21 protein-coding genes are annotated in these 19,983 nt (G+C 67.9%); 7 read left to right on the top strand and 14 right to left on the bottom strand.

What is annotated here, in order from left to right; all coding sequences use genetic code 11:
- Nucleotides 1-23: 23 nt before the first annotated feature.
- From AC1DRO_RS05740 to AC1DRO_RS05700, 9 genes are all read right to left on the bottom strand, one after another.
- Nucleotides 24-251 (bottom strand): NF038396 family protein, encoded by a 228-nt coding sequence (locus AC1DRO_RS05740; RefSeq protein WP_028276519.1) that lies wholly within the window; start codon nucleotides 249-251, stop codon nucleotides 24-26.
- A complete protein-coding gene (locus AC1DRO_RS05735) occupies nucleotides 251-844 on the bottom strand; it encodes a dihydrofolate reductase (protein WP_476950123.1) in 594 nt (197 codons plus the stop codon). Before AC1DRO_RS05735 ends, AC1DRO_RS05740 begins: the two co-directional genes overlap by 1 nt.
- Nucleotides 841-1,644, bottom strand: a complete 804-nt coding sequence (locus AC1DRO_RS05730; protein ID WP_079550143.1) for a thymidylate synthase — start codon at nucleotides 1,642-1,644, stop codon at nucleotides 841-843. The genes AC1DRO_RS05735 and AC1DRO_RS05730 overlap by 4 nt, the downstream gene beginning before the upstream one ends.
- A 33-nt stretch (nucleotides 1,645-1,677) precedes the next feature.
- On the bottom strand, nucleotides 1,678-2,079 hold the full coding sequence (locus AC1DRO_RS05725) for a GntR family transcriptional regulator (protein WP_476950122.1): 402 nt from the start codon (nucleotides 2,077-2,079) through the stop codon (nucleotides 1,678-1,680).
- Nucleotides 2,076-3,734 carry a hypothetical protein gene (locus tag AC1DRO_RS05720; protein WP_476950121.1) on the bottom strand — a complete coding sequence of 553 codons (1,659 nt, stop codon included), beginning with the start codon at nucleotides 3,732-3,734 and terminating at the stop codon, nucleotides 2,076-2,078. Before AC1DRO_RS05720 ends, AC1DRO_RS05725 begins: the two co-directional genes overlap by 4 nt.
- 66 nt (nucleotides 3,735-3,800) lie before the next feature.
- On the bottom strand, nucleotides 3,801-4,778 hold the full coding sequence (locus tag AC1DRO_RS05715) for an NUDIX hydrolase (RefSeq protein WP_243181103.1): 978 nt from the start codon (nucleotides 4,776-4,778) through the stop codon (nucleotides 3,801-3,803).
- An 11-nt stretch (nucleotides 4,779-4,789) separates the two neighbouring features.
- A complete protein-coding gene (locus AC1DRO_RS05710; protein ID WP_028276525.1) occupies nucleotides 4,790-7,054 on the bottom strand; it encodes an RNA degradosome polyphosphate kinase in 2,265 nt (754 codons plus the stop codon).
- A gap of 89 nt (nucleotides 7,055-7,143) precedes the next feature.
- Entirely contained in the window at nucleotides 7,144-8,166 is a 1,023-nt protein-coding gene (gene mshD, locus AC1DRO_RS05705) for a mycothiol synthase (protein ID WP_476950120.1), read from the bottom strand.
- A 323-nt stretch (nucleotides 8,167-8,489) separates the two neighbouring features.
- A complete protein-coding gene (locus AC1DRO_RS05700; RefSeq protein WP_028276526.1) occupies nucleotides 8,490-9,188 on the bottom strand; it encodes a winged helix-turn-helix transcriptional regulator in 699 nt (232 codons plus the stop codon).
- A 243-nt stretch (nucleotides 9,189-9,431) separates the two neighbouring features.
- Here AC1DRO_RS05700 and AC1DRO_RS05695 point away from each other — a divergent pair, with 243 nt between their 5' ends.
- The 7 genes from AC1DRO_RS05695 to AC1DRO_RS05665 all read left to right on the top strand — a co-directional run bounded on the left by AC1DRO_RS05695 (nucleotide 9,432) and on the right by AC1DRO_RS05665 (nucleotide 15,700).
- Nucleotides 9,432-10,166: a permease gene (locus AC1DRO_RS05695; RefSeq protein WP_476950119.1), complete on the top strand. Its 735-nt coding sequence runs from the start codon at nucleotides 9,432-9,434 to the stop codon at nucleotides 10,164-10,166.
- A gap of 167 nt (nucleotides 10,167-10,333) precedes the next feature.
- The gene (locus tag AC1DRO_RS05690) at nucleotides 10,334-10,948 is read left to right on the top strand and encodes a nitrobindin family protein (protein WP_476950118.1); all 615 of its coding nucleotides are present in this window, start codon (nucleotides 10,334-10,336) and stop codon (nucleotides 10,946-10,948) included.
- A 53-nt stretch (nucleotides 10,949-11,001) separates the two neighbouring features.
- Nucleotides 11,002-11,754, top strand: a complete 753-nt coding sequence (locus tag AC1DRO_RS05685; RefSeq protein ID WP_476950117.1) for a flavodoxin family protein — start codon at nucleotides 11,002-11,004, stop codon at nucleotides 11,752-11,754.
- 101 nt (nucleotides 11,755-11,855) lie between these two features.
- Nucleotides 11,856-12,938 (top strand): CAF17-like 4Fe-4S cluster assembly/insertion protein YgfZ, encoded by a 1,083-nt coding sequence (gene ygfZ / locus AC1DRO_RS05680; RefSeq protein WP_476950116.1) that lies wholly within the window; start codon nucleotides 11,856-11,858, stop codon nucleotides 12,936-12,938.
- Nucleotides 12,935-13,348 (top strand): ankyrin repeat domain-containing protein, encoded by a 414-nt coding sequence (locus AC1DRO_RS05675; protein ID WP_476950115.1) that lies wholly within the window; start codon nucleotides 12,935-12,937, stop codon nucleotides 13,346-13,348. Before ygfZ ends, AC1DRO_RS05675 begins: the two co-directional genes overlap by 4 nt.
- 140 nt (nucleotides 13,349-13,488) lie before the next feature.
- Nucleotides 13,489-14,052, top strand: a complete 564-nt coding sequence (locus AC1DRO_RS05670; RefSeq protein WP_476950114.1) for a PadR family transcriptional regulator — start codon at nucleotides 13,489-13,491, stop codon at nucleotides 14,050-14,052.
- Nucleotides 14,053-14,137: 85 nt separating this feature from the next.
- Nucleotides 14,138-15,700 carry an MFS transporter gene (locus AC1DRO_RS05665; protein WP_476950113.1) on the top strand — a complete coding sequence of 521 codons (1,563 nt, stop codon included), beginning with the start codon at nucleotides 14,138-14,140 and terminating at the stop codon, nucleotides 15,698-15,700.
- A 16-nt stretch (nucleotides 15,701-15,716) separates the two neighbouring features.
- On the opposite strand, the gene AC1DRO_RS05660 is transcribed toward AC1DRO_RS05665, so the two are convergent.
- From AC1DRO_RS05660 to AC1DRO_RS05640, 5 genes are all read right to left on the bottom strand, one after another.
- A complete protein-coding gene (locus tag AC1DRO_RS05660; RefSeq protein ID WP_028276531.1) occupies nucleotides 15,717-16,427 on the bottom strand; it encodes a GNAT family N-acetyltransferase in 711 nt (236 codons plus the stop codon).
- Between the two features lie 122 nt (nucleotides 16,428-16,549).
- The gene (locus AC1DRO_RS05655; RefSeq protein WP_018773638.1) at nucleotides 16,550-17,575 is read right to left on the bottom strand and encodes a 6-phosphofructokinase; all 1,026 of its coding nucleotides are present in this window, start codon (nucleotides 17,573-17,575) and stop codon (nucleotides 16,550-16,552) included.
- A gap of 232 nt (nucleotides 17,576-17,807) precedes the next feature.
- Nucleotides 17,808-18,062, bottom strand: coding sequence for a PspC domain-containing protein (locus tag AC1DRO_RS05650; RefSeq protein WP_476950112.1), 255 nt, complete (start codon nucleotides 18,060-18,062; stop codon nucleotides 17,808-17,810).
- A gap of 3 nt (nucleotides 18,063-18,065) precedes the next feature.
- Nucleotides 18,066-18,329 (bottom strand): hypothetical protein, encoded by a 264-nt coding sequence (locus tag AC1DRO_RS05645; protein WP_028276533.1) that lies wholly within the window; start codon nucleotides 18,327-18,329, stop codon nucleotides 18,066-18,068.
- A gap of 1 nt (nucleotide 18,330) precedes the next feature.
- Nucleotides 18,331-19,950 carry a PspC domain-containing protein gene (locus AC1DRO_RS05640; protein ID WP_476950111.1) on the bottom strand — a complete coding sequence of 540 codons (1,620 nt, stop codon included), beginning with the start codon at nucleotides 19,948-19,950 and terminating at the stop codon, nucleotides 18,331-18,333.
- Between the last annotated feature and the right edge of the window lie 33 nt (nucleotides 19,951-19,983).

Genomic DNA, 19,983 nt, shown 5'->3' with positions numbered 1-19,983 from the left:
CCCGCCCGGCGCAGTCGGTTACGTCACGCGTTATAGTCGCCGCGGGGCTCTTCCAGCAGTGCCGCCTTGCGCCGGCGCAGCGCGAAAACCGCCCCGAACGTGAAGACCTGGGTCACCACCACCAGCACGATCGCCCCGAGGATCTTGTTGCCGCCCAGGATCATTGTCAGCCCCACGACCGCGGAGAGCAGTGCGAGCAGGGGCAGGAGCATGTACCCCAGGACAAAGAGTGTTTCTGGCTTCCTCAGCATTACTTGGCCTCCGTCCGGCGCCACAGCGTGATCCGGTAGCGGGTGCCGTTGGCGGAGGTCAGCCAGCCGTTGGCCGGGAGGCTGGCCGAGACGGTCCAGTCGTAGCCGAGTTCCGGAGCGAAGGTGTCCCCTTCGGCGCTGGTGTCGATGGTGGTGACGACGGCGACGTCGGCAAGGTCCAGGGACTGGGCAAAGATTTCGCCGCCGCCGATGATCCACACGGTCTCATGGCCGGCCACGAACTGGGATTCAAGCAAGGCGTCATCGAGCGACGCCACCGCCACGGCGCCTTCCGCGCCCTGGGTGTCCCGCCAGGCGGCCTGGCGGGTGATGACGATGTTCGTCCGGCCGGGCAGGGGGCGGTACTTGTCCGGGAATGATTCCCAGGTCTTGCGTCCCATGATGACCGGGTGGCCGGTGGTGAGGCGGCTGAAGTGCGACATGTCTTCGGGCAGGTGCCACGGCATGTCGCCGGCCTTGCCGATCACCCCGGTGCTGGTCTGGGCCCAGACGAGCCCGAGGCCAGTGGTGGACGCTCGGAGTTGCTCCGTGAAATCGCCGGGCTGCACGCCCGCGGTGTTGTCGTTGCTCATACGGCTATCGGGGCCTTAATCGTCGGGTGGTGCTGGTAGCCGACCACCTCGAAGTCCTCGAGGGTGTAGTCGAAGATGGAGTCCGGCTTGCGGGTGATGTTCAGCTGGGGGTAGTCGTAGGGCTCGCGGGCGAGCTGCTTGAGGACTTGGTCCATGTGGTTGTCGTAGATGTGGACATCCCCGCCGGTCCAGACGAATTCGCCCGGTTCCAGGCCGGTCTGCTGCGCGATCATGCGTGTCAGCAAGGCGTAGGACGCGATGTTGAAGGGCACGCCCAGGAAGGTGTCCGCCGACCGCTGGTACAGCTGGCACGAAAGCTTGCCGTCCGCCACGTAGAACTGGAAGAACGCGTGGCATGGGGGCAGGGCCATGTCCTTGAGTTCGGAGACGTTCCAGGCCGAGACGATGTGCCGGCGCGAATCCGGGTTGGACTTCAGGTTCTCGATGAGTTCGGCGATCTGGTCGATGTGGCCGCCGTCGGGCGTGGGCCAGGAACGCCACTGGACCCCGTAAACGGGACCGAGTTCGCCGTCGGCGTCGGCCCATTCGTCCCAGATGGTGACGCCCTGGTCCTGCATCCATTTGACGTTCGTGTCGCCGCGGAGGAACCAGAGCAGCTCCACCGCCACGGACTTGAAATGCACCCGCTTGGTGGTGATCAGCGGGAAGCTCTTGCTCAGGTCGAAGCGGAGCTGGCGGCCAAAAACGCTCAGGGTGCCGGTGCCGGTGCGGTCCGATTTGTGCGTGCCGTGCTCGAGGACGTCGCGCAGGAGGTCTTCATAGGGCGTAGGGATGCTCACCGTTCCAGTCTACTGAGAACTCGCCGGCTCTCCTTATTTGTGTGACCCGCCCTGCCTCGCCCGCAGGATCGCCAGCAGTGCCGCGTCGTCGAGCCCGGCAGTGCGGCCTTCCGCAATGCAGCGGTCGACGGCGGCGATCACTTCCACCGGAACCGTGCCCGGGGGAGGTGCGGGCGGGGTCAGGATCGGCTGGCTGCCGGCGACCACCGTGCCGTTGCGCCGCCGGGTTTCGACCAGTCCGGCCAGTTCGAGTTCCTTGTAGGCCCGCGCGACTGTCCCGGCAGCGAGGCCTAAGTCCGACGCGAGGCTGCGGACGGTCGGCAGCCGGGTTCCCGCTGCCAGCGTCCCGAGGCTGATGAGGGAGGCGATCTGCGTCCGGATCTGCTCGAAGGGGGGAACTGGCGAACGCAGGTTGATGGCGATGCCCGCCGTCACGCGGCGACTTCCTTCCGCGGCAGGGGAGCCGGGGTCTTCCGGGCCAGGCCGCCCACGGGGATGACGGCGATGACCACGGCGCTGGCGGCCAGGACAGCGCCGGCCAGGGTCGCGGGCCACCACGATCCGGCGGCCGGATCGACGGCGTCGCCGAACGCGTCCGACCCGAACACCGCCGCCCAGGCGTTGGTCTGGGTCAGCAGCAGGATACCGGCCTGGGCCGTGAGGGTGGCGGCGAGGGTCCGCACGATGCGGTGGACAGTGATGGCGCGCAGCGCGGCGTCCAGACCGCGCGGGGCGTCGCGGACGCCCTGGCGGGACCGGGCCCGGAGGAACGCCGGCAGGGCGGCAACGCAGGTCCCGGCCGTGAGCAGCGCAACCGGAACCCAGCCGGGATCTTCGGCCAGCAGGGCCCGCCCCGCGGCGGTGACGGCGAGGGCTGCCAGGAAGACCAGCAGCGCCAGGACAGCCGTGGTCAGCAGGGCGGCGTTGACCGGTTGCCGGGGCCAGTTGCGCGGCGCCTCCGGCGATCCGTAGTTGCGCTGCAGGACCAGCTCGCCTCCGGCGATGACCAGCAGGACGCAGGTGCCCGTCAGGGCCACGAGTCCCGCAAGTCCGTAGCCGGCGGCCGCCATGATCACGGGGGCGAGGAAGGCTCCGGCGACCAGCGGCACGGCGGCCGCGAGGCCCAGGAGCGCTCCAAGTGAGGAGACCAGCCTGGCGGCCGGGTGCTGGCGGCCGGCGGCGATCCCTGGTTCCGGCCGGTTCCGGACGCCCAGCCCGGCGGAAGCAAGCCGAGGCGGCCGCCACCACCACATTACGAGCAGGACCACGGTCGCCGCGAGGCCGGCGAAGTTCGTCCACGATCCCGTTTGCTGGGCCGGATCGGGACGGGCCGCGAAGTTCCCCGCGATGACTGCCAACCCGGCAGCCACTGTGGACACTGTGCGCAGCAGCCGGTTCATCGCGATGGTCCGCAGTACGGCGTTGTCCGCCGCGTCAAGGGACTCCAACTGTCGGCGGCGGGCGATCAGCCACAAAACCAGCCACGTGCCGACGGCCAGCACCAGCAGGGCGCCGCCGAGCCAGGCGGCCACCTCCGGTCCGGGGATACGGCCGTCGCCGCCGCTGTTGTAGTAGCTGTACGCGCCGTCGCTGACCGTAGTGGGAGCCACGGCCGCGAACCCGGGCAGCGTGGCAGTCCGGGCGATGGCCGCGGCAGCCGAGACGAAGATCGCAGCCGTGGTCAATGCCAGCCTGCGGGGCAGGAAGTCTTTGATGCGCCGCACGGACAGCACGGCCTGCCGCCGCATTCGCCGCGGACCCGGGTAGCTGACCTGTCCCAGGGCATGCACGCCCAGGCAGCCCAGGACCGGCCATGCCAGCGCCGGGATGATCGAGTCGGCGCCCACCACGGCGGACGCTGACGGATTGGCCGGGATGATGCCGAGGGTCATGGCGCCCTGGAGTGAGCTCGCGAGCCAGCCGATCACACCTACCCACAGCCCGTGCTCCGACACTGTCTGCGGCGACGTTCCGGTCCCGGGAGCCCAGATCACCCACCGCAGAACGGCATACACCAGCAGGGCGGCGATTGCCGGGCCGAGCAACAGCATCGGCGGCACGTTCAACAGGACCGGCACGGAATCCCCCAAGATTCAGCAGTAATGTATCAAGCTATTGATACAAACTAGGCTTGGGGCCCCCCGGGGTCAAGGACCTCAGTCGTCGAACGGCTTGAACCGCTCCACCGCGACCACTTTTTTCTTGCTGCCGCGGGCGACGTGGCAGACCACGATCTCGCCCGGCGCCAGGAACGGGTCCGAGGACGGCAGCAGGTCCCGCAGCCGGGAGTTCATGTGCTTCGCGAGTTGCTTCAGGACCGTGGGCAGCGCCGGACGGTGCGTACACAGCGCCACGGCCCGCTGCTTGTCGAACAATCCCTCGACGACGGCTGCCGTCTTGTGCGGGCTGCGGCTGTGCCGGTGCTCGGTGAGGGCCTCGTTGAGCTTGACCTTGGCGTCGGCCGCCTTGGCGTAGGGTGCGATGGTGGCCACGCACCGCAGCCACGGGCTTGAAACGATCCGGGCGGGCTTCCACGCCTGCAGGAGCCGCCCCACCGACTGCGCCTGCCGCATGCCGGTGGCGGCCAGCGGGCGGTCGCCCTCGGCCTTGGACCAGGACGAGCGGGGCTTGGCCTTCGCGTGGCGCACGATCAGCAGCGGCCAGGTCGCCAGCTCCCCGCGGTCGTGGGCGTTCACCAGGTGCTGCAGCGGCTCGATGTCGCTCGGGTTGCTCAGGAGGCGGGCGGCCTTCTCGGGCGGGCACCACATGACGCTGTCGACTTCCGTGCCGTCCGGGATCAAAGCGGCGCCGTCGACGTCGACCGCCCAGTAGTGGACCACCTTCAGCCCGGCCGCCACGTGGTAGTGGATGGGCGGGAGCGGGATCCCCAGGGGGGCGGTGAGCCCGATCTCCTCCTCCACCTCGCGCACGGCGCATTCCGGGATGGTCTCGCCGGCGTCGATTTTGCCCTTCGGCCACGACCAGTCGTCATACCGCGGACGGTGGATCAGCAGGACCTCGAGCTGGTCCTTGTTAACCGAATTGAGGCGCCACGGGATGGCGCCCGCCGCCGTGACGGAAACCTCTTCGCCGGGTTGGTCAGCCTGGTCCGCAACCAGTGCATCGCTGCTCACACTCACGATCCCTACCGCAGGCTGGTCGAGCGCTGGCGCGAGCGGGAGGCGAGCAGCCAGGACTGGACGTCCTTGAGGTCCTGGCCGTCTTCCGCCAGGTGGTGGCGGGTCCATTCGCCCTGCTTGTCCAAATGCCAACTCGCCGTTTCGGGCACCATGTATCGGTTGAGCAAGTCCAGGACGTAGCTCGTGTCGTCGCCGCTCGTCAGCTGCACGAGGGCTTCAACCCGGCGGTCGAGGTTGCGGTGCATCATGTCGGCCGAGCCGATGTAAACCACCGGGTCGCCGGCATTGGCGAAGGCGAAGACGCGGGAGTGTTCCAGGAAGCGGCCCAGCACGGAGCGGACCGTGATGTTCTCGCTCAGGCCCGGAACGCCGGGCCGCAGGGAGCAGATGCCGCGGACAATGACATCCACCTGCACCCCGGCCTGGGACGCGCGGTACAGGGAATCGATGATGGCCTCGTCCACCATCGAATTGACCTTGATCTGGACGCGGGCGGGGATGCCGGCCCGGGCGTTCCTGATCTCGGTTTCGATCCTGTCGATCAGCCCGGAACGGACCGAGCGGGGCGCCACGAGCAGCCTCTTGAACGTGGACTTCGGCGCGTAGCCGGAGAGCTGGTTGAACAGCTTCGAAAGGTCTTCGCCGACCTGTTCGTTCGCCGTCAGCAGGCCCAGATCCTCGTAGTAGCGGGCCGTGCGGGGGTGGTAGTTGCCGGTGCCGATGTGGCAGTAGCGGCGCAGGCCGTCCACTTCCTGGCGGACCACGAGGGAGAGCTTGCAGTGGGTCTTGAGCCCCACGATGCCGTACACCACATGGACGCCGGCCTGTTCCAGTTTCCGGGCCCAGGAGATGTTCGCCTGCTCGTCAAAGCGCGCCTTGATCTCCACGAGCGCCAGGACCTGCTTGCCGGCCTCGGCGGCGTCGATCAGGGCATCGACAATCGGGGAGTCACCGGACGTGCGGTACAGGGTCTGCTTGATGGCCTGGACTTTGGGATCCGCGGCTGCCTGTTCCAGGAACGCCTGGACCGACGTGGAGAAGGAGTCGTACGGGTGGTGCAGGAGGATGTCCCGTCGCCGCATGGCGGCAAAGACGTTGGCCGCCTTGGACGTTTCCGATTCGTTGAGGTAGCGCGAGGTGTGCGGGACGTGCTTGGGGTAGTGCAGGTCCGCCCGGTCGATCCCGGCAATCACCGAGAGTCCGCGCAGGTCCAGCGGCGCCGGCACGGAGTAGACCTCGGATTCCTCGACGCCGAGCTCGCGGATCAGCAGGGCACGGATGTTCGGGTTGATGTCATTGGTGACCTCAAGGCGGACGGGCGGGCCGAACCGGCGGCGCAGGAGTTCCTTCTCCAAGGCCTGCAGCAGGTTTTCGGCGTCGTCCTCTTCGACCTCGACGTCCTCGTTGCGGGTCACGCGGAAAATGTGGTGTTCCAGGACCTCCATGCCGGCGAACAGCTGGTCCAGGTGCACGGCGATCACTTCTTCGAGCGCGATGAACCGTGCCACCCGTCCGGGGACGGAGCCGGCGCGGGCGCCGTCGATGGAGATCAGGCGCGGGAGCTGGTCAGGGACCTTGACACGGGCGAAGAGCTCCTTGTCGCTGACCGGGTTGCGGACCACCACGGCAAGGTTCAGGGACAGCCCGGAGATGTAGGGGAACGGGTGCGCCGGGTCCACGGCCAGCGGCGTCAGGATCGGGAAAACCTTTTCCGCGAACATGGCGCTGAGCTGGTCCTTGGCCTGCGAGTCGAGTTCCTCCCAGTGCATCAGGTGGATGTGCTCGTAGGCCAGCGCCGGACGGATCTGTTCTGCATAGACCCGGGCGTGGCGCTGCTGCAGCCGGTGGGCCTCCTCGCCGATCTGCTCCAGGACCTGCATGGGGCTTAGCCCGGCAGGAGAGGGGACGGCGAGCCCCGTGGCGATCCGCCGCTTCAGCCCGGCCACCCGGACCATGAAGAACTCGTCCAGGTTGGAGGCGAAGATGGACAGGAAGCTGACCCGCTCCAGCAGGTACAGGTTGGGGTCCTCGGCCAATTCCAGGACCCGCGCGTTGAACGCAAGCCAGCTCAGTTCCCGGTCCAGGAACCGGTCGGGGCGGATGTCGCCTTCCGGTTCCGGGTTCGGCGCGAACTCCGGAATATCGATCCGGTCCTGCGTGGCGCGCGAGGCCGGCACTTCGGAGGAGCCAAAGCGGGCACGTACCGGACGCGCCCCCTTTTCCGGCGTTGCTGGTTCAGACGTGGATGTCCGGGCGGTATCCCGTGGCATGGTGTCTCCTCAATGCTGGCGCGATGTAGCTTCAACCTTACAAGCAATCATGGCCGGATGACCCCAGGTTTCGGCCCGGGCCGGGACGGTTATCCGCCGACTTGACTAACGCCGTCCGGTGCGGGAGCGGCGGCCGGTGTTGGCTCCTGCGGCAGCGGCGCGTACATCACATCGACATCCCAGCGGGTGAATCCGAGCCGGCGGTAGAGGGCGACGGCGGGGGTGTTGTCGGCATCGACGTAGAGCATGACGGCGCGGAGCCCCAGGCCCTGGAGATGCCTGATGCCGGCGACCGTGAGGGCCTTGCCGAGCCCGGACCCCTGGGCATCGGGGGTCACGCCCACCACGTAGACCTCGCCCATTGCGGGGTGGTCGCCGTGCCGGGGGTGCACCTTGGTCCAATGGAATCCCAGGAGCCGGTCCGCCGGGTCGACGGCCAGCAGGAAGCCCGCGGGATCAAACCACGGTTCGGCCATCCGGGCGTCCAGATCGGCCCGCGTCATGTTGCCTTGCTCCGGGTGGTGGGCGAAAGCGGCCTTGTTTGCGGCCAGCCAGGCGTCCTCATCCCGGCCGGGCACGAAGGTGCGGACCTGTACGCCGTCCGGGAGTTGGGCCTCCGGCAGGGCCGCTGCCGCCGTCATCAGCCGCATCTTCCACAGCTCACGCACGGCGCCGTAGCCGTAGCGGGCTGCGAGGTCGGCCGCGGCCTCGTGGTTTCCGTGGGACCAGGCTTTCAGGCCGGCGAAGCCGCGGACGGTCTTCAGTTCGCCCAACAGGCGGTCGCCCACGCCCTGGTTGCGGTAGCTGGGATGGACGGCGACCTCGAGGATGCCGCTGCCGTCGGGTTCCTCGATGACGACGGCGACGCCGGCCAGGTCCTGCGCCGTCGCGGGATCCAACTTGGCGTCCGGGGCATAGAGGGCCAGGGCAAGCACCGAGTGCTCGCCCGCATCGCCGGCGCGCAGCGTGACAAGCGTCTGTTCGGACAGCGGCGGATTGCCGTCGGACTCTTCCGCCGCGGCGACAAGGGCGGCGACGTCCCGCAGCAGCGCGGCGTCCACGGTTCCTTTTTCAGTGTGTACGGGCCAGTTTTCCGGGTGCGCAGGGCTCATGGTGCAAGGCTATCGGGTGCATGGGGGTCAGGGGCCGATTTTGTCGAACTGCGGACGGCCGCGTATAGTCGTTATCTCGTCCGGCGTTAAGCCAGATGCGAGGGGGATCCACCACTGGGGTGGCCTCGATACGTTCGACCCGTATGTCCTCCACTGAGAAGTACTGCTAGATACTGAGAAGTTTGTGCCGATGGTTTGGTGCACCAAGAAGGCCCCGGACTCTGGATTCCAGAGTCCGGGGCCTTCTGCGTTCAGTGCCTGCGTTCAGTGCTTGTGTACGGTGCCTGCGTACCGGCGCCGCCGCGTTGTGGCGGCCGTGGCGCTCAGGCTTCGGTCAGTTCGTCCTCGGGCTGGCGGACCAGGGTCAGGCGGTAGCCGACGTTGCGGACGGTGCTGATCAGGTTCTCGTGGTCGGCGCCCAGTTTGGCCCGCAGCCGCCGGACGTGGACATCCACGGTGCGCGTGCCGCCGTAGTAGTCGTAGCCCCAGACTTCGGTCAGCAGCTGCTGGCGGGTGAACACCCGGCCGGGGTGCTGGGCCAGGTATTTCAACAGTTCAAATTCCTTGAAGGTCAGGTTGAGCGCGGCGCCGTTGACCCGTGCGGTGTAGCTCGCCTCGTCGATCACGACGCCGGCGGCCCGGATTTCGGTCGGCACGTCCTCCTTCTCCGGAACGGCGCGCGCGACGCCGAGCCGGATCCTCGCCTCGACTTCTGCCGGGCCCGCGGATTCCAGGAGGATGTCGTCCACGGCCCACGCCGAGGAGACCGCGGCCATGCCGCCCTCGGTGAGGATCAGCATCAACGGGGCGCTGAGGCCGGTGGCCTTGAGCAGCTGGGTGAGGGAACGTGCGCCGACCAGGTCCTTGCGGGCATCGAGCAGGACGATGTCGCAGGGGTCGGTCTCGAGCAGGGCAGTGGGCTCGGCCGGAAGGATATGCACCCGGTGGTTCAGCAGTTCCAGAGCAGGCAGGACGTCCACGGATGTTCCCGTGCTGTTCGTCAATAGCAGGATGTGCGACATTGTTCCTCCAAGGGGTGTCCGCGCATCGTTGGGCGTCTTGTTGCTGATGTTGAGTATACCTAAAGGCCCCATACCGGCCATGGTCCCGTCACCTCCGGCGCCTCCTTTTGCGACACATACCGTTCACATAGGGCAGGATTGAACCGTCAGGGCCCGCGGCCCGTCGAAATTGAGCCGAGTCGAATTGGGGTCCGCAGTGAGCGAAGGTCTGGCCATGCTGGGTCTGCCGATGGCGAGCAGACAGTGAAGCCGTGGAGCGTCGGGATCATCGGCCTGGCCGGTCTCGCGGCGATTGTCGCCGGAGCCTATGCCTCGCCTGAGGTCCTCCTCGCCGTCGCGGCGCTCGCCGCCGCCGGCATCGGTATCGGCTGGCCCTACTTTCTCGGCATCCCCGCCAAGAAGACGCTCGCGGTCTTGATTGGCCTGCCCGGCGTGGGGTCGGCAGTGGCTGCGACCTATCTCCCGGCTCCGGGCTTCCTGGACTGGACGCCGTCGTTCTTGGCCGTCGGGGTCATTGCGATCTTCGTCATGCAGCTGATCCGGGGCACCGGTCAGGCCCAGCGCCTCGAATCCACCCTGGGCTCGTGCGCGGGTGTCCTGCTCTCCTGCCTCGGCGCCGGCTGGATTGCGAGTTCGCGCTTCAACGGGGTCCGAGAAATGATCCTCGTGGCGGCCATCAGCTCGGCGATCGCGCTGCTGGCGGGGCTGATCCGCTGGCCGGACCGGATCGTGGCGCCGCTGGGCATCGTGAGCGCCGGCCTTGCCGGGCCGCTCGCCGGCCTGGTCTTCTCCGACATCGCCGTGCTGCCGGCGGCCCTCGTCGGCGTCGTCGTGGGGGCGGTGCTGGTGAGTTTCCGCCGCCTCGTCATCCTCAACGGTGAGGGCCTGAATGTTTTGGCGGCCGTGGGCATGGGGCTCGGGCCGGTTTCTGCTGTCGGTTCACTGGCCTACTTCATAGACAAACTACTCATCTACTAGGCGTTAGGATGGCATCATGTCCGTACTTGCATATGAGATCTTTTTCCTTGTCCTGCTTGGCGTGGCCAGCCTGTCCATGGCGTGGTTTGCCGGCTTTGTCGTGTACCGCCTCTTCAAAGGCCAGAAGTAACACGTTCCAGACCCCGTAGCCTCCAGAGGTAGATGCTGTGCCGATTGAAATCCCTACTGATCTGACCCCCGAAATCGTTCCGCTGTCCTGGCTCATTGGTGAGTGGGAGGGCAGCGGCCGGCTGGGGGCTGGAGACGAGGACTCCGAGCACTTCCTGCAACACGTCTCGTTTACGCACAACGGCCTGCCGTACCTGCAGTACCGCGCCGAGAGCTGGCTGACCGACGACGAGGGCACCAAACTGCGTCCCCTCACCGTCGAGACCGGCTTCTGGGCGCTGGAGCGTAAGCAGCGTGAGGAGGACGGCGGCCCCGGCCTGATCCCGGCGGACATCGTCCCGGTGCTCAAGAGCGCCGACGAGGTGGAGGCCCTGCGCAACAGCGACGGCGGCTTCGACATCTCGGTCTCCATCGCCCACCCCGGCGGGATTTCGGAGCTGTACTACGGCCAGATCAAGGGCCCCCAGATCCAGCTCAGCACCGACATGGTGATGCGCGGCAGCCACTCCAAGGAGTACACGGCGGCCACCCGGATCTTCGGGCTGGTGGAAGGAAACCTGCTGTGGCGCTGGGACGTGGCCACCGGCAGGAATTCGACGGCGGGCGGCGGCCTGGAGGCCCACGCATCGGCCATCCTCGCCAAAGTAGGCTAATTACGCGGTCTCACTGATTTTTCCGTTGTCACCATCGACCGAGGAGAAATACCGTGAATGACACAGGCACCAGCTCAGCACCCGGCAGCACAGCACCCGGCAGCGCCAGCTACGCCGACCTCAAGGCCGTGTTCTTCAACGGTACGCTCAAGAAGTCCCCGGACGTGTCCAACACCCAGGGCCTGATCGAGGTCAGCCGCCGGATCATGGAGAAGCAAGGCGTCACCACCCGCGTGATCCGCACGGTGGACCACGACATCGCCAGCGGGGTCTATCCGGACATGCGCGAACACGGCTGGGCCACCGATGAGTGGCCGGAACTCTACCCGGCCGTCCAGGAAGCGGACATCGTCGTCGTCGCGGGGCCCATCTGGCTGGGGGACAACTCCTCGCAGACCAAGAAGCTCATCGAGCGCCTCTACGCCCACTCCGGGCAGCTGAACGCGAAGGGCCAGTGGGCCTACTATCCGAAGGTGGGCGGCTGCCTCATCACCGGCAATGAGGACGGCATCAAGCATTGCGCCATGAACGTCCTGTACAGCCTCCAGCACATCGGCTTCACCATCCCGCCGCAGGCCGACGCCGGCTGGATCGGTCCCGTCGGGCCGGGACCGAGCTACCTTGACCAGGGGTCCGGGGGGCCGGAGAGCGATTTCACCAACCGCAACACCACCTTCATGACCTGGAACATGCTGCACCTGGCGCGCACGCTCAAGGATGCGGGCGGCATTCCCGCCTACGGAAACCTGCCCGATGCCTGGAAAGCGGGCACCCGTTTCGACTTTGAAAATCCGGAATACCGCTAGGACCGGCCGGCCCCACAGTCCGGCGGAGCCAGATTGTCCCTGCCGGGGCCGGAACCTGCCGGGGCCGGAATACGCACAGAGCTAAGGACGTTCCTTTCAATATGACTATCAAAAGCCCCCTGTTGTCGCGCCCGGCCGCGGTTGAGGCCGGCGGCGCCGATGCCGGCGTCGCCGCCCACTACGGCGAGCCGCTCCGGGAGCAGCGGGCGCTGGCCGCCGGCACCGCCGTCGTCGATCTCTCGCACCGCGGTGTGGTGACGGTCAGCGGGCCGGACCGCCTGAGCTGGCTCAACACGCTGTCCTCCCAGGAGCTCACTTCGCTGGCCCCTGGCCAGTCCACCGAACTGCTGTTGCTGAGCGTGCAGGGCCGGATCGAATTTGACGCCAGGGTGGTGGACGACGGCGCCACGACCTGGCTGATCGTCGAGGCAGCCGAGGCGTCCCCGCTCGCCGAATGGCTCAACAAGATGAAATTCATGCTCCGGGTCGAAATCGCGGACGTCTCCGCCGACTGGGCGGTACTCGGCTCCACACACCGCATCCCGGAATGGGAGGCGCTGCAGGCCTGGGAAGACCCGTGGCCGCACGTCGGCGCCGGCGGCTACTCCTACGCTGTGGTGGGCGAGGACGCCCATCCAGGACTGGAACGGCCGTGGTTTGAGTACCTGGTCCCGGCGGACGAGCTGGTCGCGACCGTGGGCGACCGGGCCCTCGCCGGCACCATGGCCTCCGAAGCGCTGCGGATTGCGGCGTGGCGGCCCCGCTGGGGCGCGGAAACGGACGACAAGACCATCCCGCATGAGCTCGACCTCCTCCGCACTGCCGTGCACCTGGCCAAGGGCTGCTACAAGGGCCAGGAGACGATCGCGCGCGTCCACAACCTGGGCCACCCGCCGCGCCGTCTCGTGTTCCTCCAGCTCGACGGTTCCCAGCACACCCTGCCCGCGGCCGGCAGCGAGGTGCGTGCGGGCGAGCGGAAAGTGGGCAACGTGACCTCCGTGGCGCAGCACTACGAGATGGGCCCCGTCGCCCTGGCCGTGATCAAACGCTCCGTCGCCCCGGACGAGGTCCTGACCGTCGTGGACGGGGACGAGCCGTACTCCGCGGCCCAGGAAGTCATTGTGGCCCCCGACGCCGGCCAGGTGGTGGGACGCCAGACCGGCTTCCTGCGGGGCACCCGATGAGCGGCGAGTCCACAGTGAACGAGCCGGGCGCCGCACCCGACGACGAGACACTCGCACTGGCGCACGCGCTCTTCGACGCCGCCCGCGAGGGAAACTCCACGCTGCTGGGCAGCTACCTGGCTGCCGGCGCCCCGGCCACACTGACCACCTCCTCCGGCGACTCCCTGGTGATGCTGGCGGCCTACCACGGCCACGCCGGCACTGTCCGGCTGATCCTGGACCACGGCGGCGACGCCAACACGCCGAACGACCGAGGCCAGACCCCCCTGGCCGGTGCTGTCTTCAAGGGCTACACGGACGTGGCCCGGGAACTGCTGGACGCCGGGGCCGACCCGGACGCCGGCACCCCCACCGCGCGGGCCGCCGCGCAGATGTTCGCCCGGACGGAGATCCTGGCCCTCCTCGGCTGACCAATCGAGCCTGGGGCCGGGGCGCAGCCGGCCCGGGTTTGGGGAGGATTGCCCTCAAATACTCCACGTGGAATAATCTTTAGTGGAGTAACTGCCGTTTAGGCCGAAGAGAACACTGCTAAACCGAGAAGGACTGCACCATGGCCCGGGCGACCGCATTGACACCCCTGGGTGTCGCCGCACTTTCCCTGCTCGTGGAAGAACCGATGCATCCCTACGAGATGTATCAGCTCCTGATCGCACGGCACGAGGACCGGCTGGTCAAGGTCCGGCCAGGAACGCTTTATCACGCCGTCGGGCGGCTCGAGGATCGGGGGCTGGTCACAGCCACGGGAACGGACCGGGGAGGCAACCGTCCGGAGCGCACCACCTACACGATCTCGGCTGCGGGCCGCGAAGCGTTCACGGCGTGGCTGCAGGACATACTCGCCGCCCCGGTCAACGAATACCCGGCCTTCCCGCTGGCCATCTCCGAGGCCTACAACCTGCCCGCCGGCGTCGTCGTGGAACTCCTCGACCGGCGTCTTCAGGCGTTGGAGGAACATCTCGGCTTCCTGGTCTCAAGCGAGGAACTGCTCGCGAAGAAGGGCGTGGAGCGCAAGTACTGGATCGATGTCCAGTTCCAGCAGAGTACGCTGCGTGCCGAAATCGCCTGGATCCGCAGCCTTCAGGACCAGCTCCGCTCCGGCGAACTGCCGTGGTGAACTCCGCGCAGGACCGCGGCCGGGACCCGGCCGCCCCCACACACACAGCCCATCCACCGTTTCACACCAGCCCCTAAGGAACCGCATGGAAAACGTAGCCCGGCCATGGCCGGCACTCTGGTCCCTGGTGATCGGCTTCTTCATGATCCTGATCGACACCACCATCGTCTCGGTGGCCAACCCCAGCATTATGGAGGGCCTCAACACTGACATTAACTCCGTGATCTGGGTCACCAGCGCCTACCTGCTCGCCTATGCCGTGCCGCTGCTGATCACGGGCCGGCTCGGGGACCGTTTCGGCCCGAAGAAGCTCTACCTCTCCGGACTCGTCGTCTTCACCGTGGCATCGCTGTGGTGCGGCCTGTCCGGCAGCGTCGAGATCCTCATCGCGGCCCGTGTGGTCCAGGGCCTCGGCGCGGCCATGATGACGCCGCAGACCATGGCCGTCATTACCCGGATCTTCCCCCCGGACCGCCGCGGAGCGGCCATGGGCATCTGGGGTGCCACGGCCGGCGTCGCCACGCTGGTTGGCCCGATCCTGGGCGGCGTGCTGGTCGACGGCCTCGGCTGGGAATGGATCTTCTTCATCAACGTTCCCGTCGGGATTGTCGGTTTCATCCTCGCCCAGCGTTTCGTCCCGTCGCTGACCACCCACCCGCACAAGTTCGATATTCCCGGCGTGCTGCTCAGTGCCCTCGGCCTGTTCCTCCTGGTCTTCGGCATCCAGGAGGGCGCGACGTACGACTGGGGCACCATCGCCGGCCCCATCACCGTCTGGGGCCTGATCATCAGCGGCATCGCCGTGCTGGTGGTCTTCGTCCTGTGGCAGAAGTTCAACACGGGTGAACCGCTGCTGCCCCTGTCCCTATTCAAGGACCGGAACTTCTCGCTCGCCAACATTGCGATCACCACGGTGGGCTTCACCGTCACCGCGTTCAGCCTGCCGCTGATCTTCTACTACCAGATCGTCCGCGGACTGACCCCGACCCAGTCGGCGCTCATGATGGTGCCGATGGCGCTGATCTCGGGCGGCCTCGCCCCCGTCGTCGGCCGGATCATCGACAAGGTCAACCCGAAATTCATCACCGCGACCGGCCTGGTCCTGATGTCCGTGGCGCTGTTCTGGAATGCCCTGCTCATGCACCCGGACACCCCCATCTGGCTGTTCCTGCTGCCGAGCGCAGTGCTGGGCTTCGCCAATGCAGGCATCTGGGCGCCGTTGAGTTCCACCGTCACACGCAACCTGCCGCCGCGGCAGGCGGGAGCCGGCTCAGGTGTCTACAACACGACCCGCCAGATCGGCGCCGTGCTCGGCAGCGCCGCCATCGCCGTCCTGATCCAGTCGCGGCTGGCGGCCGAGCTCCCCGCCCGGCCCGGAGCAGGCGCAGACGCCAGCCCGATGGGCTTCGGCGGGGCCCTGCCGGCGGAGCTTCATGAGGGGTTCTCGACGGCGATGGGCCAGTCCATCCTGCTTCCGGCGGCGGTCATCCTGCTCGGTGCTGCCGTGGCGCTGTTCTTCGCCAAGCCCAAGCCGGTCCAGGGCTGGGGCGAACCAGATGCTGCCGCAGCCACAGCCGCAGCAGCGGACACGGACCAAGCGGACGCGGACGAAGCCGACGCGGACAGGGCCGCAGCGGAGCGGGGCTAGCCTGGCGGCATCCGGATCAGCCCAGCAGCACGCTGGTCTGGATGCCGCCCGCGGAAAATCCCAGGCTCCGGGCCAGCGCCAGCGACCCCTTGTTGCTGACTTCTGAACGCCACTGCAGCGTCAGCCCGGCGGCGAGGGCCTCGTGGGCGGCTACCGAGGCGGCCAGCTTGCCCAGGCCGTGGCGCCGCCATTCGGGCGAGACCAGCACGCCCATATGGGCCAGGAGCCCTTCCCATTCCGCATACGCCCCGCAGGCCACCGGCGTCCGCCGCCCGTCTTCCAGATGCAGGACGGTGAAGCGGTGTTCCAGGTCGGCGAGGCCCACCTCGTTGACGTCGTCGGGCGGGCAGAACGTCTCCAGTTCGATCGCTTCCGGGTTCCCGTGCGAGACCGTCAACTCCCCGGCAGGCTGCTGCAGGGGGAGGTCGTCGGCGAAGAAGAGTGCCGCGGCGCCGAGCCCGTGGCCGCCGTGCCCGCGGGTGATGGTCAGCAGCGTCACGTGCTGGGCCAGTTCCTCGTCCGAGAGACCCTCGGCGGCGTCCAGCGCCCACTGCGGGCCCACCAGGGCGGAATTGCCGAACAGGCGGACGAACTGCAGGGACCGGGCTGTCTCATCCGCCCGGGTGAGCCTCACGCCGGCGGCAGCCGCGAAGGCGCCGTCGTCGAACCCCAGGCGGCGCGCCCATGCGAGCTGGACAATTTCTGCGGAACCTGGCTCAAGAGTCATGAATCAACCCTACCCACCGCGGCCGGGCGTCCTGCTGCTCGCCCGGCTCTTCCCTGCGGCGCTGCCCGCCCGGCTCTTCCCTGCGGGCCGCGCCGAGCCGGACCCCGCCGGTGTTGTCCCGCTTAGCCGAAGAGGACTGCGGCCTCGTCGTAGCGGCTCTGCGGTACGGACTTGAGGTTGCCGAGTGCGGCGTCGAAACCGACATGCACAATATCCGTGCCGTGCAGCGACACCATGGTGCCCCAGCGCTTTTCCACTACCGAATCGATGGCGGCCATGCCCAGGCGGGTGGCCAGGACCCGGTCGAACGCCGTCGGGACGCCACCGCGCTGGATGTGGCCAAGGACCGTCGCGCGGGTCTCGATGCCGGTGCGGGCCTCCAGTTCGGGGGCCAGCATTTCGGCGATGCCGCCGAGGCGGGGCCGGCCAAAGGTGTCGAGGCCGCGCTCCGAATGCGGGGACTCCTGGCCTTCGGGCACAAACCCCTCGGCGACGACGAGCAGCGGGGCGCGGCCACGGTCGTGGGCGGAGACGACCCACTCGGCGATCTGTTCCATGGAGGCCTTCTGCTCCGGGATCAGGATGGCGTGGGCGCCCGAGGCCATGCCGGCGTGCAAGGCGATCCAGCCCACATGCCGTCCCATGACTTCGGCAATCATGCAGCGGTGGTGGGACTCTCCGGTGGTGCGCAGCCGGTCGATTGCCTCGGTGGCGATTTCCACGGCCGTGTCGAAGCCGAAGGTGTAGTCCGTGGCGTCGAGGTCGTTGTCGACCGTCTTGGGCACGCCCACGATTTTGAGGCCGGCGTCGGTGAGCCGCTTTGCGGCGGCCAGGGTGCCTTCTCCGCCGATGGCGATGATGGCGTCGATCCCGAGCCGGTCCATGTTGGCTTTGATGACCTCGGGACCGCCGCCGTTCTCAAACGGGTTGGTTCGGGACGTGCCCAGGATGGTGCCGCCCTGCTTGGCGATGCCGCGGACCATGGTGCGGGGAATTTCCACGATGTCGCCCTCGACAACGCCGCGCCAGCCATCCTTGAATCCTACGAACTGCTGGCCGTGGACCGCGATTCCTTTGAGGACGGCGCCACGGATGACGGCGTTCAGGCCGGGGCAGTCTCCGCCGCTGGTGAGGATTCCAATTTTCATGTCTTGGCTCAAATCCTGGTTTGAAGGGGTACAGGCAGAGCGCCACGCTGAGCTCACCCTAGAGTCTAGTGGCGGGTGTGGGGCAGGACACAAACGGTTACAAAAGGTGCCCCCGCCATGATGGCGGGGGCACCTTTTCGTGGTGCGGGGCAGCTTGCCGCCGGGCCGGGCCGGCCTGTGAGTGGCCGGCCTGTGATTGGACGGCCGGTGCTTGGACGGCCGGTGACGGATGTCAGGGCCGGGAGGAACGCTTCGAGAGGAAGCTTTGGAGGACGATTGCGTTGCGCTGGTCCGGGAGGAGGAGCCAGGCCGCGAGGTAGACCACGAACGCCGGGCCAGGGAGCAGGCTCAGGAGCAGGTAGGCGATTCGGACATAGGCCACATCAACGTTCAGTCTGGCGGCAACCCCGCCGCAAACGCCGCCAACCCAGCGCTGCGGACCACGTTTCAGGCCGAGGCCCCGGATGGTGTCGAAGAATTTATCCATGGGTCAAGACTTCCCTGTAGTTGACTTATTGTCACGCCTGCGCGCCGAGACCAGGCCGCCCACGACCAGGGCGCCCCCTGCCCCGATCATCAGGCCGATCAGCACATAGGTGCCGTTGAGGGCCACGAGGCCGAGCCGGGAAATGATGATCAGTGCGGCCAATGCCACCACTGTCAGTCCCCAGACCACTGTGCCCACCCGGGCGGGCGAACCCGCTTCGGGGTCGTGCCCGGCGTCGGCCAGCGGCGAGTCGTCATAGCTGCTCATGTCAGTTGCCTTCCTTGATGGTCACGTTGCTGACGGTGCCGGAGATCTCCAGGACCAGCCGGGCGCCCGGTTTTGCGGTGTTGTAGTCGCTTTGCTGCGTCGTCATGCCGCCGCGGTCCTGGTTGCCGTCGTGGAGGTTGCCCATGGTCATGTCCGCCTGGACGTGCACCGGAACGGTGGCGGGGATGACGACGGTGAGGTTGCTGGCTGTCGCGTCGATCGGAACTACGACGTCGGAGCCCAGGGGCGGATTCAGCGCCAGCTTGGTCAGGTCCACGGTTCCGGCGCCGCCGGTGATCTCGAAGCCGCCTTGGGCCTGCTGAATGCTCGCCGGAGCCCAATCGGCGTTCTGGAAGCGGAACCGGTCCCCGTGCGGGACCACGCTGAAAATGGCGCCGATCAGCAGGGCCACGACTGCGAAGAAGCCCAGGATCCCGGAGGTCCGGCCCCTCAGCCCTGCAAACAGGATCCCGAGGCCCAGGATGGCCGCGCCGAAGGCCCAGACCAGCGCGTTGCCGGCATCGCCGAGATCGATCACGTTGGCGGCGTCGAGGGCCTTGATGCCCCCGCCCACCAGGAGGGCGGAGCCGACGGTGATGGCGACCGCCGGAGCGCCCGGGCCAAGGTTGCGCGCGGCCGGTGCGGGCGGTGTGCCGCCGGACCCCGGTCCGTAGCCGTCTGGGGGAACAAGGCCGGGCGGGACGGGGCCGGACGCAATGGGTCCCGACGGCGGGGGCGGACCCCAGTCCGGTACGGTGCCGGTGACTCGAGAGCTGTCAGCCGGGTCGCCATATGTCCGGCCGCCGCCCTGCGGGAAGCTGCCTGCTGATTGCGGCCCGGCGGCGGTGCGGGGGCTAGCCGCAAAAGCCGCGGCGCCGGCCGGGCTGCCGGAGTCGTAACGCGATGGCATGGCAGTGGCCCCGTCCCGGATCTTGTTGCGTTGGGTCAGGTAGTAGACGAGGTAGATGGCGCCGCCCACCCAGAAGACGGTCCAGACGAAGGCGCCGAAGCCGAAGCGGTCCCAGCCCCAGACCCCGGTGCCCAGGCTGGGGAAACCAATGACCGAGGTGATGAGCGCGCCGGTCATGCCGGCCGTCCACCGCCCTGCGGCGGCCTCCTGGACGTGAATGCGGCCGTCGTGTTCGGGCAGCAACGCCCAGGCCAGGCCGTAGGCGAGAACGCCGATTCCGGCGAAGACAGTCAGGACGATCAGGACGCCGCGGATAATCAGCGGATCGACGCCGAGCCGGTGGGCTATGCCGCTGGCCACGCCGCCGATCCAGCGGTCGCGTCCGCGGTAAATGCCCTGGCTGCGGATCCAGTCGAAGAAATTCTGGGTTTGCCGGCCGGGCAACGGCCCATTCGGATCGCCGGGCGGGTAAAGCCGCGGCGGCTCCGGCGGCGCGCCGCCCGGCCCGGAGAAGGCCGGAGCGGGCTGGCCCGTGCCTGGAAGATCGGGGTCGGGACGTTCCGTGTGCGGAAGGTCTGCGGCGGGGCGTTCGGGTTCGGGACGTTCCGGTTCTGGAAGTTCCGGTTCTGGAAGTTCGGGGCGGGATAGATCCGTGGCCGGCCGGTCTGCGGAGGCCGGGCCCTCATCGGGGTGCGGGGTGTGCGGGTTCATACTTCGATCCTTCCCGTTCCCGGCGCCGGGCTC

This window comes from Arthrobacter sp. P4_F11, from assembly GCF_056401395.1.
Note: the sequence above shows the minus strand (reverse complement) of the source record. Positions and strands in the feature narration are given on the sequence as shown.

Coding starts and splice junctions, on each gene's coding strand:
- AC1DRO_RS05740 (WP_028276519.1), bottom strand. CDS start 251: ATGCTGAGGAAGCCAGAAACACTCTTTGTCCTGGGGTACATGCTCCTG.
- AC1DRO_RS05735 (WP_476950123.1), bottom strand. CDS start 844: ATGAGCAACGACAACACCGCGGGCGTGCAGCCCGGCGATTTCACGGAG.
- AC1DRO_RS05710 (WP_028276525.1), bottom strand. CDS start 7,054: ATGCCACGGGATACCGCCCGGACATCCACGTCTGAACCAGCAACGCCG.
- mshD (WP_476950120.1), bottom strand. CDS start 8,166: ATGAGCCCTGCGCACCCGGAAAACTGGCCCGTACACACTGAAAAAGGA.
- AC1DRO_RS05700 (WP_028276526.1), bottom strand. CDS start 9,188: ATGTCGCACATCCTGCTATTGACGAACAGCACGGGAACATCCGTGGAC.
- ygfZ (WP_476950116.1), top strand. CDS start 11,856: ATGACTATCAAAAGCCCCCTGTTGTCGCGCCCGGCCGCGGTTGAGGCC.
- AC1DRO_RS05675 (WP_476950115.1), top strand. CDS start 12,935: ATGAGCGGCGAGTCCACAGTGAACGAGCCGGGCGCCGCACCCGACGAC.
- AC1DRO_RS05670 (WP_476950114.1), top strand. CDS start 13,489: ATGGCCCGGGCGACCGCATTGACACCCCTGGGTGTCGCCGCACTTTCC.
- AC1DRO_RS05665 (WP_476950113.1), top strand. CDS start 14,138: ATGGAAAACGTAGCCCGGCCATGGCCGGCACTCTGGTCCCTGGTGATC.
- AC1DRO_RS05660 (WP_028276531.1), bottom strand. CDS start 16,427: ATGACTCTTGAGCCAGGTTCCGCAGAAATTGTCCAGCTCGCATGGGCG.
- AC1DRO_RS05655 (WP_018773638.1), bottom strand. CDS start 17,575: ATGAAAATTGGAATCCTCACCAGCGGCGGAGACTGCCCCGGCCTGAAC.
- AC1DRO_RS05650 (WP_476950112.1), bottom strand. CDS start 18,062: ATGGATAAATTCTTCGACACCATCCGGGGCCTCGGCCTGAAACGTGGT.
- AC1DRO_RS05645 (WP_028276533.1), bottom strand. CDS start 18,329: ATGAGCAGCTATGACGACTCGCCGCTGGCCGACGCCGGGCACGACCCC.
- AC1DRO_RS05640 (WP_476950111.1), bottom strand. CDS start 19,950: ATGAACCCGCACACCCCGCACCCCGATGAGGGCCCGGCCTCCGCAGAC.